The organism is Nocardia sp. NPDC003693 (genome assembly GCF_053981095.1).
Window position 1 is genome coordinate 31776 of the sequence record NZ_JBSFNO010000047.1, and the last position, 15409, is coordinate 47184.

A 15409-nucleotide genomic window follows, 5' to 3' on the forward strand; every position below is an offset into this window, starting at 1 on the left:
GTCAGAGCCACTTCCAGTCGGCGACGACCGGGATGTCCTCGCCGTGTTCGCGGGTCCACGCCCGTGCCCGCCAGCGCGCGTCGACCATGTCCTGGCGCAGTTCGGCGGCGTGTTCGCGCAGTGACTCCACCCGGTCGATGACGTCCATGACCAGGTGATAGCGATCGAGATCGTTGAGCATGACCATGTCGAAAGGCGTTGTGGTGGTGCCTTTCTCCTTGTAGCCGCGCACGTGGAACCCGGAGTGGTTGGTGCGCCGGTAGGCCAGGCGGTGTACGAGCCAGGGGTAGCCGTGGAAGGCGAAGACGACCGGGCGATCACGGGTGAACAGGGTGTCGAATTCGCTGTCGGGCAGGCCGTGCGGGTGATCGTCGCGCGGGAGCAGGCGCATGAGGTCGACCACGTTCACCACCCGGACCCGGAGTTCGGGCAGGCGCTCGCGCAGAATCGACGCCGCGGCAAGGGTTTCCAGGGTCGGGACGTCACCGGCGCAGGCCAGCACCACGTCGGGGGCGGCGCCGGGCTCGCCGTGGTTGCCCGCCCACGGCCAGATGCCGATGCCCCGCGCGCAGTGCTCGGCGGCGGCCTCGACCGAGAGCCAGCTCTCCTGCGGCTGTTTGCCCGCCACCACCACGTTCACGTAGTGCCGCGAGCGCAGGCAGTGATCGAAGGTGGACAGCAGGGTGTTGGCGTCCGGCGGCAGGTAGATGCGCACGATCTCGGGGCTCTTGTTCAGCACCACGTCCAGGAAGCCGGGGTCCTGGTGGGTGAAGCCGTTGTGGTCCTGGCGCCAGACATGGGAGGACAGCAGGTAGTTGAGGCTGGCGATGGGCCGCCGCCACGGCACGGCGGCGCTGGCGTCGAGCCATTTCGCGTGCTGGTTGAACATGGCGTCGACGATGTGGATGAACGCCTCGTAGCAGGTGAAGGTGCCGTGCCTGCCGGTGAGCAGGTAGCCCTCGAGCAGCCCCTGGCAGATGTGTTCGGACAGCACCTCGACGACCCGGCCGGTGCGGTCGAGATCGACGTCGAATTCGCCGATCTCCCCCTGCCAGTCGCGGCCGGTGACCTCGAGGATGTCCTGGAGCCGGTTGCTGGCGAGCTCGTCCGGGGCGAAGGTCAGATAGTTGTCGGGGTTGCGCCGGGTGACTTCGGCCAGCCAGCTGCCCAGCACGCGGGTGGCCTCGTGCTTGACCGCGCCGGGGGTGACGACCTCGACGCCGAAGTCCCGCCAGCGCGGCAGGGTCAGATCCCGCAGCAGCGCACCGCCGTTGGCCACCGGGTTGGCGCTCATGCGCCGGTCGCCGGCCGGGGACAGGGCCAGTAGTTCGGGCACGGGTGTGCCGTCGGCGTCGAAGAGTTCGCGCGGCCGGTACGACTCGAGCCACCGCTCGAGCACCGCCCGGTGTTCGGCGTTCTGGCGCGCGGCCGGCAGCGGGACCTGATGCGCGCGGAAGGTGCCCTCGACGGGTTCGCCGTCGACGACCGGGGGACAGGTCCAGCCCTTGGGGGTGTGCAGCACGATCATCGGCCACGCCGGGCGCTCGGTGCTGCCGTCGGCGCGGGCGGCGCGCTGGGCCGCGGCGATGGCGTCGAGACTGCTGTCGAGGGCCGCGGCCATGGCCTGGTGCACCGCGCCGGGATCGCTGCCGGAGACGAAGTGCGGATCGTAACCGTAACCGCGCAGCAGGGATTCGAGTTCGTCCCGGGGAATCCGGGCCAGGATGGTCGGATTGGCGATCTTGTATTCGTTGAGCGCCAGGATCGGCAGCACCGCGCCGTCGCGGGCGGGGCTCAGGAACTTGTTGGCGTGCCAGCTGCCCGCGAGCGGCCCGGTCTCGGCCTCGCCGTCGCCGATGACGCAGAACACCGTCAGATCCGGATTGTCCAGTGCCGCACCGAAAGCGTGCAGCAGCGAGTAGCCGAGTTCGCCGCCCTCGTGGAACGAGCCTGGGGTCTCGGGGGCGCAGTGGCTGGGAACGCCGCCGGGAAAGGAGAATTGGGCGAACAGCGCGCGCATGCCTTCCGCGTTCTGCGGGATGTCGCTGTACAGCTCGGAATAGGTGCCCTCGAGCCAGCCGCAGGCGTTGGGGCCGGGCCCGCCGTGCCCCGGGCCGGCCACGAAGACGGCGTCGAGATCGCGGGCGCGAATGGCCCGATTCGCGTGCGCCCACACCAGATTCAGGCCGGGGACGGTGCCGAAGTGCCCGAGCAGGCGGGGTTTGATGTGCCGTGGTTCGAGCGGCGTGCGCACCAGCGGGTTGTCCATGAGGTAGATCTGCCCCACCGCGAGGTAGTTCGCCGCGCGCCACCAGGCGTCCAGCGCGGTGAGTTCGCCGGGGCTCAGCGGGCCGGGGGCGTCGGTGAGCCGGTAGGGCTCGGGGGCGATGGTGTCGCCCTCGCCGGTGTCGAGATTGTCGGCGGAAGTGTCGCTCGCAGTGCTCACGGATCGCCTCTCACGGGTCGGGACGGTCCGGTGGATCGTCCGGTTCGTGCTGTTCGGGCTGGTGCTCGTGCGTCGGTGTCGAGCGTACGGGAATCGATTCGGCGAAGTCGGTAGCGTTTGTGAACTGACTGGCTTACGCTGGGCCGATGAGTGAGTGGAAGCCCACGGCCTGCATCCTGTGCGAGTGCAACTGCGGTATCCAGGTCCGCCTCGGGCCGGACGGGCGCTCGTTCGAGAAGATCCGCGGTGACAAACTGCACCCGGCCTCGGCGGGCTACACCTGCAACAAGGCGCTGCAGCTGGACCACTACCAGAACGGGCGCACCGGGCGGATCACCACGCCGCTGCGCCGCCGCGCGGACGGCGAGTACGAGGAAATCGATTGGGACACCGCGATTTCCGACATCACCGCGCGACTGCAAGAGGTCGCGCTGCGCTACGGCGGCGAATCGATCTTCTACTACGGCGGCGGCGGGCAGGGCAATCACCTGGGCGGGGCCTACGCCCCGGCGACCATGGCCGCCTTCGGCATGCGCTATCGCTCGAGCGCCCTGGCCCAGGAGAAGACCGGCGACTTCTGGGTGGGCGCCCGGATGTTCGGCTACCCGATGCGCGCCGACGTCGAGCACGCCGAGGTGGCGTTCTTCGTCGGCAAGAATCCCTATCAGTCACACGGGTTTCCGCGAGCGCGCACGGTCCTGAAGGAGATCGCGCGCGATCCGGAGCGGTCCATGATCGTGCTGGATCCGGTGCGCACCGAGACCGCCGAACTGGCCGACTTCCACCTGCAGCTGCGCCCCGGCACCGATGTGTACCTGCTCTCGGCCATGGCCGCGATCCTGGTGCGCGACGACCTGCTGGACCGCGCCTGGCTCGCCGAACGGGCCGAGGGCCTGGACGAGGTGCTGGCCGTGTTGCGCGCGGTGCCCATCGAGAAGTACTGCGCCACCGCCGATGTCGACCTCGAGCTGGTGACCGCGGCCACGCACCGGCTGGCCCGGGCGCGGTCGGTGGCCGCGCTCGAGGATCTCGGGGTGCAGATGAACCGCTACTCCACCGTGGTCAGCTACGTGGAGAAGCTGGTGTGGCTGCTGACCGGCAACGTCGGCAAGCCCGGCACCCAGTACGCCTTCACCGGTATGGCCGCGCTCGGCCACGATCGCGGCCACCCGGCCGGGGAGGGGCCCCGGTCCCCGGTCGCGGGCGCGCCGATCATCAGCGGCCTGGTGCCGTGCAATGTGATCACCGAGGAGATCCTCACCGACCATCCCGCGCGCTACCGGGCCATGGTCGTGGAGAGCAGCAATCCGGTGCACTCGCTGGCGGATTCGGCGCGCATGCGCGCTGCGCTGCGCTCGCTCGAACTGGTGGTGGTCATCGACGTGGCCATGACCGAGACCGCGCGCGAGGCCGACTACGTGCTGCCCGCGGCGACGCAGTTCGAGAAGTACGAGGCGACCTTCTTCAACTTCGACTTCCCGCGCAACATCTTCCACCTGCGCCACCCGGTGCTGCCCGCGCCCGCGGGCGTGCTGGCCGAACCCGAGATCCACGCCCGGCTGGTCGAAGCGGCCGGGGCGCTGTCCGAGGACGATTACGCGCCGCTGCGCGCCGCGCTCGAGCAGGGCCGCGAGGCGTTCGCCATGGCCTTCCTCGGCGTGCTGGCGGATCCGCGCCGCGCGAAACTCGCACCCGTGCTGCTGTATCGGACCCTCGGGCCCACCCTGCCCGACGGCGCGGCGGGGGCGGCGCTGCTGTGGGCCGCGGCCTACAACTGCGTGCGCAAGTTCCCCGAGAGCGTCGAACGCGCCGGGTACGGAACGGGTCTGTCCGCGGGCGAGCGGCTCTTCGAGGCCATCCTCGCCGGTGAGCACGGGATCGTCATCACCGAGGACGACTACGAGGTGACCTGGAACCGGCTGCGCGACAGCACGATTCGCCTGGTCGTCCCCGAGCTGCTGGCGGTGCTGGCCGATCTGCCCGAGGTCGACGGGGATTCCGCCGACTGGCCGTTCGTCCTGTCCGCGGGCGAGCGCCGCGCCTTCACCGCCAACACGATCGTGCGCGATCCGCGCTGGCGCAAACGCGACGGCGGCGGCACCCTGCGCCTGAGCGTCGTAGATGCCGAAGCCCTGGGCCTGCGCGCCGGCGATCTGGTGCGGGTCACCACCCGGCGCGGCAGCACCGAGGTTCCGGTCGAGCCCACCGATCGCATGCGGCCCGGGCATCTGTCGCTGCCGAACGGCTTCGGGCTCTCGGTCACCGGCCCCGACGGGGTATCGGTGACGACCGGGGTCGCGCCCAACGAGCTCACCGAGTTCGACTCGCGCGACGAATGGGTCGGCACCCCGTGGCACAAGTACGTGCCCGCCCGTTTGGATATGGTGCCGGTATGAGTCCGGACAGCGTGCCCGAATGAAACGTACGACCTTCGCGAACTGGCCGTGCACGGTGGCGCGTACCGTCGACCTCATCGGGGACTGGTGGACGCCGCTGATCCTGCGCGAATCCTTCTACGGGGCCACACGTTTCGACGACTTCGAGCGCACGCTGGGCTTGAGCCGCAACATCCTGACCCAGCGCCTGACCCGGCTGGTGCAGGAGAATCTGCTCGAGCGCGTCCGCTATCAGGATCGGCCGCCGCGCTACGAATACCGCCTCACCGAGCAGGGCCGCGACTTCTTCCCCGTCATCGCGGCCATGATGCGCTGGGGTGATCGCTGGCTGGCGCCCGAGGCCGGGCCGCCGGTCATCCTGCATCACACCGCCTGCGCGCACGACACCCACGCCGAGGTGGTGTGCGCGCACTGCCGCGAACCCCTGGAACACGCCGACATGTCCGTGCGCCTGGGCCCGGGCTTTCCCGCCCGCCATCGCGACTCGGCCCTGGCCACGGGGCGGTTCGACGATCCCGGCCGGGTGGACGACGCCGCACCCGCGTGAGCGCGGCGCGCGGAGACCGGTCAGGAATCGAGAAGCGCCGGCGCCGGTGCCGCTCCTAGCGTTGTCGGCATGACACTCACCATTCAATCCAGCTTCCTGCCCCACGACGACGCGGACGCCGCGATCGCCTTCTACCGGGACCAGCTCGGCTTCGAGGTGCGCCAGGACGTGGGCTACAACGGTCTGCGGTGGATCACCGTCGGCCCGCCCGATCAGCCCGCCACCTCGATCGTGCTGCACCCGGTGAACGGCGATCCCGGCATCACCGACGCCGAGCGCGGCACCATCGCCGAGATGATGGCCAAGGGCACCTTCGCCACGATCGTGCTGGCGGCCAAGGATCTCGACGCGGTGTTCGAGCGGGTGCAGGCCACCGGCGCCGAGGTCGTGCAGGAACCCACCGAGCAGCCCTACGGGATTCGCGACTGCGCGTTCCGCGACCCGGCGGGCAATCAGGTTCGCATCAACGAATTGGCCTGAGCGCGAACGTTTTTCGCTCCGGAGTGCGCCGCGGTGGCCGGGACCGCGGCGCGTCCGGCGTCGTTCCCGGCCGGCCCGGTCAGCGGCGCACGAGCGCCGGGGCGACCCACTCGTGCAGGTAGCGGCGCAGTTCCGCGCCGTGCCGGGGCGGGCGGCCCGGGTCGATGACGAACGACTGCACCACGCGCAGCATGTGTTCGGCGAGTTCGTCCAGCGCCGGGCCGGACAGGCCGGCGGCCGCCCAGTCCACCGCGTACCGGTCCAGGATGGACCGTCCGAAGGTCAGGGCGACATCGGAGGTCACGCCCGCGGAGAACGCGCTCGCGCGGCCCGGGGTGAGCAGCAGGTTGAGGTACTTCTCGTGCGGCAGCCGTTCCAGGGTGTAGGCGATGCCCTCCACCACGGCCTCGGCGGGATCGCGGATCTCGCGCAGATGGTCGGCCAGCACGTCCAGGAACTCGCCGGTGTGCGCGATGGCCGTCGCGGTGAGCAGCGCTTCGGCGCCGGGGAAGTAGCGGTAGACCGTCTGGCGGGTGACGCCGAGATCGCGGGCCACCTCGGCGATGCTGATGTCGCTGCCCGAGACGTCGATGGCCCGCCGGGCCGAGGCGAGGATGCGGGCGACGGCCTCGTCGTCGTCGACGGGCGCCGCTCCCGACCAACCGTGCGTGCGCACCGGACGCTGCCTCCCTAGTCGTCGGAACGATCGTGGTCGACGGTACCGGGTCACCGCCGCTCCGTCTTGACCATACACATGGTTACCGATGTATGGTCATCGTGCTTCGACGGAAGGAAGACCATGGCCGGTACCCCGCCCCCGCGTCCCAAACAACTCGATCACCCCTCGCTCCCGACCATGTTCCGGATCATGGGCCGGGCCCAGGTATGGGTCTTCAAACGCACCGGCGGCCGGATCGGCGGCAAATGGCGGATCGGCGCGGGCTTCCGCAAACCGGTCGACACCCTGCTGCTCGAACATCGCGGCGCCAAGTCCGGCCGGGACTACACCTCGCCCCTGCTCTACCTGCGCGACGGCGACGACATCGTCATCGTGGCGTCCCAGGGCGGCCTGACCAAGAACCCGAACTGGTATCACAACCTGCGCGCCAACCCCGAGGCGCACATTCGCATCGGCCGCGAGCATCGCGCGGTCCGCGCGGACCTGGCCACCGCCGCCGAACGCGCGCGCCTGTGGCCGCTGCTGGTGGAGATCTACGCCGACTTCGACACCTACCAGTCCTGGACCACCCGCGAGATCCCGGTCTTCGTTCTGCGCCGCCGCGCGGCGTAGGCGCCGAATCCGGTGCGGCCGTGTCCCGGTCGCGTAGCGAACCCCGGCTACGGGCGGCCGGGGTGCGTGGTGCCCGCCCGAATCACGCTGTCACGCTTCAGAACTTGCCGCTCTGGCGCGCGACGGGACGGCCGAGTCGCGCCGCGCACTCGGCGACGAACGCGTCGGTGAGCGGCGGCCAGCCCCAGAAGTCGAAAGCCAGTGTCGCCAGCGCCATCTCGTCGGCCCACCGCCACTCGGTGATGGGGCTCGACGCGCCGCAGGCGGGGCAGGCCGCCGCCCCTTCGCCGGTGTGCTCCCACGCCTCGATGGCCTCGGAGAAAGGTTGCCACACCGCGGGATCGGCCTCCCACCGCTGCGGGTAGTCGATGATCACGGTCCTGGCGTCGCACCGCGGGCACAGCGCCGCGGCCGGCTCGATCTCCCCCTGCCCGCCGTAGTGGGCGTGCCTGCCGGTGATCACCGCGACCGGCCCCGGAATCCAGTCCGCGCCCCAGTTCCCGGCGATCTCGGCCCACCCCGGGCCCGCGACGAACCCCTCCTCGGCATGCCGGCTGTACATGGTCTCACCCGAGGTCTCCCGCGTCAGCCACCCCCGGGACACCATCCACTCGATCACGCTCGCGCCGGCGGCCTCGGCCTCGCCCGCGCTCACCTCGAGATCGACGATCCGTTCGAAGAAGTCACCCACACCCGCATCCTGCCACCGTCGCGACCCGATCGATATTGCGATCACGTGTCGCGATCCGGAACCTCCGGCGGGCGGGCGGGAATCGCCCCGCCCGCCGGATGCGCGGGGTCAGGAGCCGAGGTACACCGGCAGGCTGTCGTGGCCGTTGGAGATGAACGAGCTCGTCGTGCCGAGCTCGGCGGGGTCCTTGGCCAGGCGCATGGCCGGGAAGCGCTCGAAGAGCGCGGACAGGGCTATGTGCGCCTCCAGGCGAGCCAGTGGAGCACCCAGGCACAGGTGGGCGCCGTAGCCGAAGGACATGTGCGCCTTCAGTTCTCGCGCCACGTCGAACTCGTCGGCGGTATCGCCGTGCACCTTGGGATCGCGGCCCGCGGCGGCGTAGGCGGCCAGGATGGGTTCGCCCTGAGCGATGCGGACCGGGCCGGCGGGGGTGTCGATATCCAGGTCCTCGACGGCGTAGCGCAGCGGAAGATGTGCCACCGGGGCCTCGAATCGCAGCGCCTCTTCCACGACATCGCTCCACGACACGGTTCCCGCGGCGACCTTGGCGTACTGCTCGGGCTGGGTCAGCAGCAGGTAGATGGCCTGGTCGAGCAGGTTGACGGTGGTCTCGTGGCCCGCGCTGATGACCAGCAGCAGGGTGTCGACCAGTTCCTGTTCGGTCAGCATGGAGCCGTCGTCCTCGTCCCGATGGGTGATCAGGACGCTGGTCATGTCGTCGCCGGGATTGTCGCGGCGGTAGGCCACCAGCTCGTGCAGGATCCGTTGCATCTCACCGAAATTGGCGTACGCCTGTTCCGCGGTCAGCGAGGTGTCGAAGATGCCGTCGACGCACACCCGCAGACCCGCGTGCAGGGATTCGGGCACGCCCATCAGCTCGGAGATCACCGCGATCGGCAGCGGGTAGCAGAACGCCTCGCGCAGGTCGACCGGCTGACCGGGCGGGGTCTGCGCGAGCTGGTCCAGCAGCTCCGCCGCCAGGGCTTCCACCCGGGGGCGCAGGGCCTGGGTGCGCCGTCCGGTGAACGCGGGCTGCACGAGTTTGCGCAGGCGGGTGTGGTCCTTCCCGTACGCGGTGAACATGTTCGAGACCGCGACCCAGGTGTAGAGCGGCCAGTCCGGGCCCACCTCGCCGGAGATGAACGCGGGCCAGTGCTGGCGGGCATCCTTGGACACCCGCGGGTCGCGCAGCAGCGAGTGCAGGATGTCCTGATCGGTGATCGACCACGCGCGCACCTCGCCGGGCAGCTCGACGAGGGTGACCGGGCCGCGGGCGCGGATGCGCGCGGATTCGCCCTGGATGTCTTTGCCGGTCGGATCCAGAACCAGCGGTGTCTCGGTCATCGTATTCCTCACTCGTTGAACTAATTCGGATGCGTGGATCGGGGGAAGGTGACCGGCAGCGCGGTCAGCGCCCGGTGGAACGGGCCGGGCCGCCAGTTCAATTCGGCGGTGGCGACCGCCAGCCGCAGGTCCGGCAGGACATCGAGCAGGTGGTCGATCGCGTCGACGGCGATCTGATAGCCCAGGTGCTGGGCCGGGCATCGATGCGGCCCGGCGCTCCACGCCAGGTGGGAGCGATTGCCGATGTGCTGGGTGCGATCGGTGTGAATGCTCGGGTCGGCGTTGCACGCGGCCATGCTGATCACCACCGGTTGATGCGCGGGCAGCCAGGTGTCGTCGATCAGGGTCGGCTGCGGGGGATAGGTGGTGCAGAAGTTGGCCAGCGGCGGATTGGTGAACAGCACCTCGTCGAGCGCGTCGCGGGTGAGCAGACTGCCGCCGATGAGATCGCCGGCGAACCGCTCGTCGGTCATCATCAGCAGCAGCGTGTTGGCGATCAGGTGCACCTGCGGTTCACTGCCCGCCCCGTGCAGGGTCACCAGCTGGTGGATGAGCTCCTCGGTGTCCAGGTCGGCCGCGCCGAGCATGCGCGAGGTGACGTCGGCGCCCGGGCACGCGCGTTTGCGCTCGAGGTGCTCCACGAGCGCGGCGATGAGCATGGCGTTGCCCGCGGCGGAGTCGGCGGTGGCGTCGAACATCAATGCCATTCCGGCACTGACCTGTTCGTTGGTGTCGTCGTCGAAACCGAGCACGTACGCCAGCACCTGATGGATGAGCGGATAGATGTAGCGACCCAGCAGATCCGCCGTGGCCTGCGGGCCCGGCGCCTCCCCGCTGTCGAGCTGCGCGATCAGCGGATCGGCGAACTTCTCGATGACCGCGCGCATGCCGTGCAGGTCGACCGTGCCGAGCGCCGCCACGTTGGCGGCTCGGTAGCGGGCGTGTTCGTGCCCGCTGCTGCGCAGCGCGTTGGGCCGCCACTCCATCATCGGCAGGATCGGGCAGCCCGGGTCCACCGAGGTCTGCCAGCCCCGCGGATCCGCGGGAAAGTGCGCGGGGTCGTTGAGGATTCGCAACGCGGTGGCGTACCCGACCACCAGGGTGGCCGGGACGCCCGGTGCGAGTTCGACCGGTACGAGTGACCCGTGGTTCGCGCGCCACCGCGTATACGCCGCGTGCGGGTCCTGCGCGAATTCGCTGGTGTACATCGGCTCCGGGGACCGCTGCGGCGGTCCGGACGGATAGGAAGGGGTCACGGTGGGATTCCCAAGGTGGTCGTGGGCGGATGGCGGGTGCGGTCAACCGGGACGATTCATTCCCCTTGTCCCGGAAGGGCTTCACGATATCGTTAGCTACCGTACGCATAGAGCGATTGCCCCGCAGCGCAATCCGCGTCATGAAGACCCACGCCGCGAGACAGCACGAGATGCCTTGCGCGCGTAGTACTTCGATGTGCCTACGCGGCCGCACCGGGCAGTGCGCGCCGCGGGTCGATGCCCTGGAACGCCAGCCCGATGGCGAAACCCGCGACCTCTTCGAGCTGGCGCGCTCGCGCGAGCGAGCCCAGGACCGCCGGCGTCGCGCCGACATCGCGGATCAAAGTCCCGGCGGTGTCCAGCGCTCGCGGGTCGTCACCGCAGATCGCCACCGTGACAGGCGAATCGGCCGGATCGGTCCACTGGCTCGCGGGAAACAGATGGAACGCCTTCACCACTCGCGCCCCGGGCGCGAGGGCGGCGATGTGCTGCGCGCCCGAACCGCCCGGCGGGGTGAGCAGCGCCCCGACGCCGTGATCGATGGCGTTGGTCGGATCGATCAGCGCTGTGCCGCCGAGGCTTCCGCTCTCGGCCCGCACGCTCGCCAGCGTCTGTGCCACCCCGCTCCACGAGACCGCCAGCAGTACCGCGTCCGCCCCGGCGACCGCGGCGCCGGGGGCGATAGCCCGTGCACCCAGCCGCCGGGCCAGGTCCCCGGCCCGGTCGGCCGATCGTCCCGCCACTGTCACCTCGTGCCCGGCCCGCACCCAGCGGCCCCCCAGCGCCCCGGCCAGTGTCCCCGTACCCAAAATGGTGATTCGCATCGCCCGCTCCTTCGCTCGTGATCGGCGTCGGCCACGCTAGGCAATCCGATGCGCACCGATCGGTGCGCGCGTGATGCGCGATCATGGACTCGTGACCCGTCCCGACGACCGCTGCGAACCCGTGGCCGACTGCCGCATGCGCGCGGCCACCGACCTGTTCGCGCACACCTGGGACCCGGTGATCCTGGCGGCCCTGCACGAGGGGCCGCGCCGGCGCGCCGAATTGCGCACGGCCATCGGCGGACTCCGCGACAAACCCCTCACCGAGGCGCTGCTGCGTCTGCTGGCCAACGGTCTCGTCCGCCGCCGCGCCGTCCCCGCCGCCCCGCCCCGGGTCGACTACGAGCTGACCGCCCTCGGAACGTCTCTCGTGGACGGCCCCCTGCGCGCCCTGGCGGCCTGGGCCACCGCCCACGGTGACGAACTCCTCGACGCCCAGGACGCCGCGGCCGAATCGCTGCGCCGCTACGGCGGGTAGGTCCGCGCACCACGCCGACGGTCGCGTGTCACCGGGCCGGCGGCGCGCACCCGGTATCGCTCAGGGCTGCACGAGATTCCAGTCCGAGGGCAGTCCCTCGACCGTGACCGCGCTGCCCTCGGCCTCGATGGTGACCGTCGCCGTCCCCAGCCGCAGATCCGCCAGCCGGACCCGGCCCGCGCGCTCGGGCAGTCGCGGCAGCACGATCAGCGTCCGCCGCGGGACGTTCGGGGACAACCCCAGGAACGAGCGCAGCAGCAGCAACGGCGCCGCACTGGCCCACGCCTGCGGGGAGCACGAGGTGGGATACGGTACGGGCGAACGGAACTCGCCGCGATCGAAGCCGCAGAACAGCTCAGGCGGCCGGGATCCGAAATCGCGAATCGCCTCGAGCAGCCCGCCCGCGAGCCGTTCTGCCAGCTCCCACGCGCCCGGAACGTGTTCGTAGCGCAGCAGACCCGCGACCGCGATGGCGGTGTCGTGCGGCCACACCGAACCGTTGTGGTAACCCATGGGATTGAAGCGCCCCATCGCCGCGGACAGGGTCCGCAACCCGAAGCCGCTGTCCATGTCGGCGCTCGCGAGCCGCTCGATGAGCACCGCGGCGCGCTCGTCGGGAACGATGCCGGTCCACAGCAGCTGCGCGACATTGCTGCCGAGGGCGTCCACCGGGCGTTTGGCCGCGTCCAGCGCCATCGCGTACCAGCCGCGCTCGGGCAGCCAGAACGCTTCGTCGAAGCGGGTTCTCAGCTCCCGCGCCTGCTCGCGCAGCCGATCCGCGGTCGCGGTGTCGCCCGCGTCCTCGGCGATCTCGGCCCGGCCCAGCCGCGCGGCGTACACGTAGCCCTGGACCTCGCACAGCGCGATCGGCGGATCGGCCAGGTGCCCGTCCGCGAAACTGATGGCGTCCCAGCTGTCCTTCCAGCCCTGGTTCGCCAGCCCGCGATCGGTCTTGCGCTGATACTCCACGAACCCGTCGCCGTCGGCGTCGCCGTACTCGTCGATCCACGCCAGCGCGGCGTCCGCGGCCGGGAGCAGCTCCGCGATCGCGGCCTGATCGACACCCCAGCGCCGGCACTCGGCCAGCAGCATGACGAACAGCGGCGTCGCGTCGGAGGTGCCGTAGTAGACCGACCCACCCAGCACCTGATCACCGCCGGGCCCGTGCCGCATCTCGTGCATGATCTTGCCGGGCTCCTCCTCGGTGAGCGGATTCACCCCCGTGCCTTGCAGTTTCGCGAGCTGGCGCAGTGTGCCCAGCGCCAGATCGGAGTCGAGCAGCAGCGCCATCCACGAGGTGAGCAGGCTGTCGCGCCCGAACAGCGCCATGAACCAGGGCGCGCCCGCCGCGACGTAGGCGGTCCCGTCGGCGGGATCGTCCATGCGCAGCGCGCCCAGATCGCTCTCGGTGCGCTGCAGTATCGCGGTCAGCCCGGGCCCGGTGGCGGCCAGTGACGTCGCGGTGGAACGCCACTGGCGGATCTTGTTCGACGGGTTGCCCTCGTCCTCGCAGGCCAGGTTCATCGGCACCGCGCGGTGGTCCAGAATCGGCTGGCACTGCACCGTCGTCTCCCAGACCCCGCGCCGCGGCACCACGATCTGCCACGTCAGCGTGCCGGGCTGGATGACCGGATCCCCGGTCGCGGTGATCGTCAGCCCGCGCCCGGTCTCGTGCCGATCACTCAGGTGCAGTACATGATCCACGGCCCGCAGCTCGCAGCCGCCGCTGTTCACCCGGCCCTCCTTGACCGCGAACAGATCCGCGAAATCGGAGTCCGCGTGCAGGGTGACCGTCATGGCCGTGTCCTCGTCGCCGAGGTTGCGCACCACGATGATCTCGCGCATGCCGTCGCCGATCATGCGCCGGCGCAACACCAGCACCGTGGCATCGGCCACGCCGGGGTTCGGCGGTTTGCGCGCGACGAACCGGGCCCGGAAAGCCTCCGGCATCATCACCGAAAGCTGTTCCGGCGCGCGGCCGTCCAGTCGCAGTTCCCAGCGGGCCAGGACGCGGGCATCGCGATAGAACAGTCCCTGCGCGGTGCCCGCGTGCATATCGCCGAGCGCGTCCGACAGACAGAACGTGCTCGCCTCGACCATGGTCACGATGCCGCCGCGATCGTCGGTGACCGGCGGCTGACCGGCGTTGAAGATCGTCATGTCCGGCTGGGCACCATCTCGTCCGCCAGCCCGGCCACCGCGGGCACCATGATGCGATGGGCGCGCGCGGGCGAAACCCGTTGCGGCCCGGCGCTCACGGCTCGCCGGTACGCCGCCTCGTAGCCCTGGGCCAGGCGATCGGCGGCGAACAGTTCCTCCACCCGCGCGCGGCAGGCGTGCGGATCGATCTCGTCGATCCGCGCGAGCGCGACCGGGAGCTCCTCGGGGTCGTCGCAGATGAAGCCGGTGACCCCGTCCTCGACGACCTCGGCGACCGCGCCGCCGCGCAGGGCGACCACCGGGGTGCCGCACACCATCGCCTCGATCATCACGATGCCGAACGGCTCCTCCCAGGAGATCGGGAACAGCAGGCAGCGCGCGCCCGCGAGCAGCTGGCGTTTGGCGGTGGCGTCGGCTTCGCCGAACACGTCGTCGGAATCGGTGAGCAAGGGTCGCACGGCCTCCTCGAAATACGCCTTCTCCGGTGGTTCGTTGCACTTGCCCGCGAGGATGAGGCGCATTCCGGCGGCGTGCGCGGCGCGCAGCGCCAGATCCGGGCCCTTGTAGGGCGCGTAGCGGCCCAGGAACAGCGCGTAATCCATTTTCTGGGTCCGGAAGGGCCATTCCTCCGGGCAGATCGCATTGTGTACCCGGGCGATCCAATTCAAATCCGGGGCCAGGGCCTGCTGCCTGTCGCTGATCGCCACGAGTTGCACGCTGTGGTCGAAGGACCGGTAATAGTCGTCCATATCGGCGTCGACCGGACCGTGCACGGTGACGACCGTGGGGATTCCCATCATTCGATAGGCCGCGGCATTGCCGGGACCGGCGAACGTGTGATCGTGGACGATGTCGATCGGATCCTCGGCGTGTAATTTCTCGATCACCCGCATTGCCTTGAGCGCGTTCACGATCTCCGGATACGGCTCGCCGAGCCGATGGGTGAGCACCTCGTCCCACACCCGGATGAACCGGGCGCGGGTGCCTTCACGCCCCGCTCCGAGCAGGGTGACGCGGTGTCCGCGGTCGACCAGTTCGTCGGCCAGGGTGGCCACGATGGCCTCCACGCCGCCGTAGCCGGCCGGTGGAATATCGAAGTAGGGCGGAGCGACCATAACGATGTGCAGGGGCCGTTCGGTCGTGTTCTCCGAACGGGTCGAACGCCATGCGGACGAGCGAGGAAAAAGGGAGAGAACCGGATCGGATAATTCGTCTTCGGATTCGGGCCCTTCGAAACTCATTCCGTGCCTCCTCGTTGAGGTGAATGGCAATCGAAAGCATCATTCCACCGATATCGGCTATCCAAACATTAGCAAGGTCAGCGAGCGGGAAAACGTTTCGAGCGGTGGGGCGCGCGCACCGATCGTATCCACCTCGCGCGCACCGCGGTAGGGCCGGTGCGCGAAATTGCCGATCTGGACATTCGACCGCCGAAGCGCCACGGCCGTCGGATCGGCAGGCCGGAGCCGGGATTCGCGCGGGGGACGGCCGCGGCG

At 70.1% G+C, this 15409-nt stretch carries 13 protein-coding genes; 5 read left to right on the top strand and 8 right to left on the bottom strand.

The window, feature by feature from the left end:
* Nucleotide 1: 1 nt before the first annotated feature.
* On the bottom strand, nt 2-2389 hold the full coding sequence (locus ACWDOP_RS34000) for a phosphoketolase family protein (protein ID WP_456348357.1): 2388 nt from the start codon (nt 2387-2389) through the stop codon (nt 2-4).
* Nucleotides 2390-2592: 203 nt separating this feature from the next.
* Between ACWDOP_RS34000 and ACWDOP_RS34005 the strand changes: the two genes are divergently transcribed.
* The 3 genes from ACWDOP_RS34005 (at nt 2593) to ACWDOP_RS34015 (ending at nt 5869) form a co-directional block, all read left to right on the top strand.
* Complete coding sequence (locus ACWDOP_RS34005) at nt 2593-4842, top strand: molybdopterin-dependent oxidoreductase (protein WP_456348330.1); 2250 nt, start codon at nt 2593-2595, stop codon at nt 4840-4842.
* Between the two features lie 19 nt (nt 4843-4861).
* Entirely contained in the window at nt 4862-5389 is a 528-nt protein-coding gene (locus tag ACWDOP_RS34010) for a winged helix-turn-helix transcriptional regulator (protein WP_456348331.1), read from the top strand.
* A 69-nt stretch (nt 5390-5458) separates the two neighbouring features.
* A complete protein-coding gene (locus tag ACWDOP_RS34015; protein ID WP_454200114.1) occupies nt 5459-5869 on the top strand; it encodes a VOC family protein in 411 nt (136 codons plus the stop codon).
* Nucleotides 5870-5948: 79 nt separating this feature from the next.
* Here ACWDOP_RS34015 and ACWDOP_RS34020 read toward each other — a convergent pair whose 3' ends face one another.
* Nucleotides 5949-6545 (bottom strand): TetR/AcrR family transcriptional regulator, encoded by a 597-nt coding sequence (locus ACWDOP_RS34020; RefSeq protein ID WP_454200115.1) that lies wholly within the window; start codon nt 6543-6545, stop codon nt 5949-5951.
* Nucleotides 6546-6668: 123 nt separating this feature from the next.
* On the opposite strand from ACWDOP_RS34020, the gene ACWDOP_RS34025 reads away from it, so the two are divergent.
* Nucleotides 6669-7160, top strand: coding sequence for a nitroreductase family deazaflavin-dependent oxidoreductase (locus ACWDOP_RS34025; protein WP_454200116.1), 492 nt, complete (start codon nt 6669-6671; stop codon nt 7158-7160).
* A gap of 97 nt (nt 7161-7257) precedes the next feature.
* Here the strand turns inward: ACWDOP_RS34025 and ACWDOP_RS34030 are convergent, their stop codons facing one another.
* The 4 genes from ACWDOP_RS34030 to ACWDOP_RS34045 form a co-directional block, all read right to left on the bottom strand.
* Nucleotides 7258-7851 carry a hypothetical protein gene (locus tag ACWDOP_RS34030; protein ID WP_456348332.1) on the bottom strand — a complete coding sequence of 198 codons (594 nt, stop codon included), beginning with the start codon at nt 7849-7851 and terminating at the stop codon, nt 7258-7260.
* Between the two features lie 108 nt (nt 7852-7959).
* Entirely contained in the window at nt 7960-9195 is a 1236-nt protein-coding gene (locus tag ACWDOP_RS34035; RefSeq protein WP_456348333.1) for a cytochrome P450 family protein, read from the bottom strand.
* A gap of 20 nt (nt 9196-9215) precedes the next feature.
* Complete coding sequence (locus ACWDOP_RS34040) at nt 9216-10451, bottom strand: cytochrome P450 (protein ID WP_456348334.1); 1236 nt, start codon at nt 10449-10451, stop codon at nt 9216-9218.
* A 200-nt stretch (nt 10452-10651) separates the two neighbouring features.
* A complete protein-coding gene (locus ACWDOP_RS34045) occupies nt 10652-11275 on the bottom strand; it encodes an NADPH-dependent F420 reductase (RefSeq protein WP_456348335.1) in 624 nt (207 codons plus the stop codon).
* A gap of 91 nt (nt 11276-11366) precedes the next feature.
* On the opposite strand from ACWDOP_RS34045, the gene ACWDOP_RS34050 reads away from it, so the two are divergent.
* Nucleotides 11367-11753 (top strand): winged helix-turn-helix transcriptional regulator, encoded by a 387-nt coding sequence (locus ACWDOP_RS34050; protein WP_456348336.1) that lies wholly within the window; start codon nt 11367-11369, stop codon nt 11751-11753.
* A gap of 60 nt (nt 11754-11813) precedes the next feature.
* On the opposite strand, the gene ACWDOP_RS34055 is transcribed toward ACWDOP_RS34050, so the two are convergent.
* Nucleotides 11814-13913, bottom strand: a complete 2100-nt coding sequence (locus tag ACWDOP_RS34055) for an amylo-alpha-1,6-glucosidase (RefSeq protein ID WP_456348337.1) — start codon at nt 13911-13913, stop codon at nt 11814-11816.
* Nucleotides 13910-15028, bottom strand: a complete 1119-nt coding sequence (locus tag ACWDOP_RS34060; RefSeq protein WP_456348338.1) for a glycosyltransferase family 4 protein — start codon at nt 15026-15028, stop codon at nt 13910-13912. The genes ACWDOP_RS34055 and ACWDOP_RS34060 overlap by 4 nt, the downstream gene beginning before the upstream one ends.
* Nucleotides 15029-15409 lie beyond the last annotated feature (381 nt).

What these genes read in the sequence shown, in the direction of transcription:
- ACWDOP_RS34035 (WP_456348333.1), bottom strand. Translation starts at nt 9,195, where the DNA reads ATGACCGAGACACCGCTGGTTCTGGATCCGACCGGCAAAGACATCCAG.
- ACWDOP_RS34055 (WP_456348337.1), bottom strand. Translation starts at nt 13,913, where the DNA reads ATGACGATCTTCAACGCCGGTCAGCCGCCGGTCACCGACGATCGCGGC.
- ACWDOP_RS34005 (WP_456348330.1), top strand. Translation starts at nt 2,593, where the DNA reads ATGAGTGAGTGGAAGCCCACGGCCTGCATCCTGTGCGAGTGCAACTGC.
- ACWDOP_RS34010 (WP_456348331.1), top strand. Translation starts at nt 4,862, where the DNA reads ATGAAACGTACGACCTTCGCGAACTGGCCGTGCACGGTGGCGCGTACC.
- ACWDOP_RS34060 (WP_456348338.1), bottom strand. Translation starts at nt 15,028, where the DNA reads ATGGTCGCTCCGCCCTACTTCGATATTCCACCGGCCGGCTACGGCGGC.
- ACWDOP_RS34015 (WP_454200114.1), top strand. Translation starts at nt 5,459, where the DNA reads ATGACACTCACCATTCAATCCAGCTTCCTGCCCCACGACGACGCGGAC.
- ACWDOP_RS34045 (WP_456348335.1), bottom strand. Translation starts at nt 11,275, where the DNA reads ATGCGAATCACCATTTTGGGTACGGGGACACTGGCCGGGGCGCTGGGG.
- ACWDOP_RS34025 (WP_454200116.1), top strand. Translation starts at nt 6,669, where the DNA reads ATGGCCGGTACCCCGCCCCCGCGTCCCAAACAACTCGATCACCCCTCG.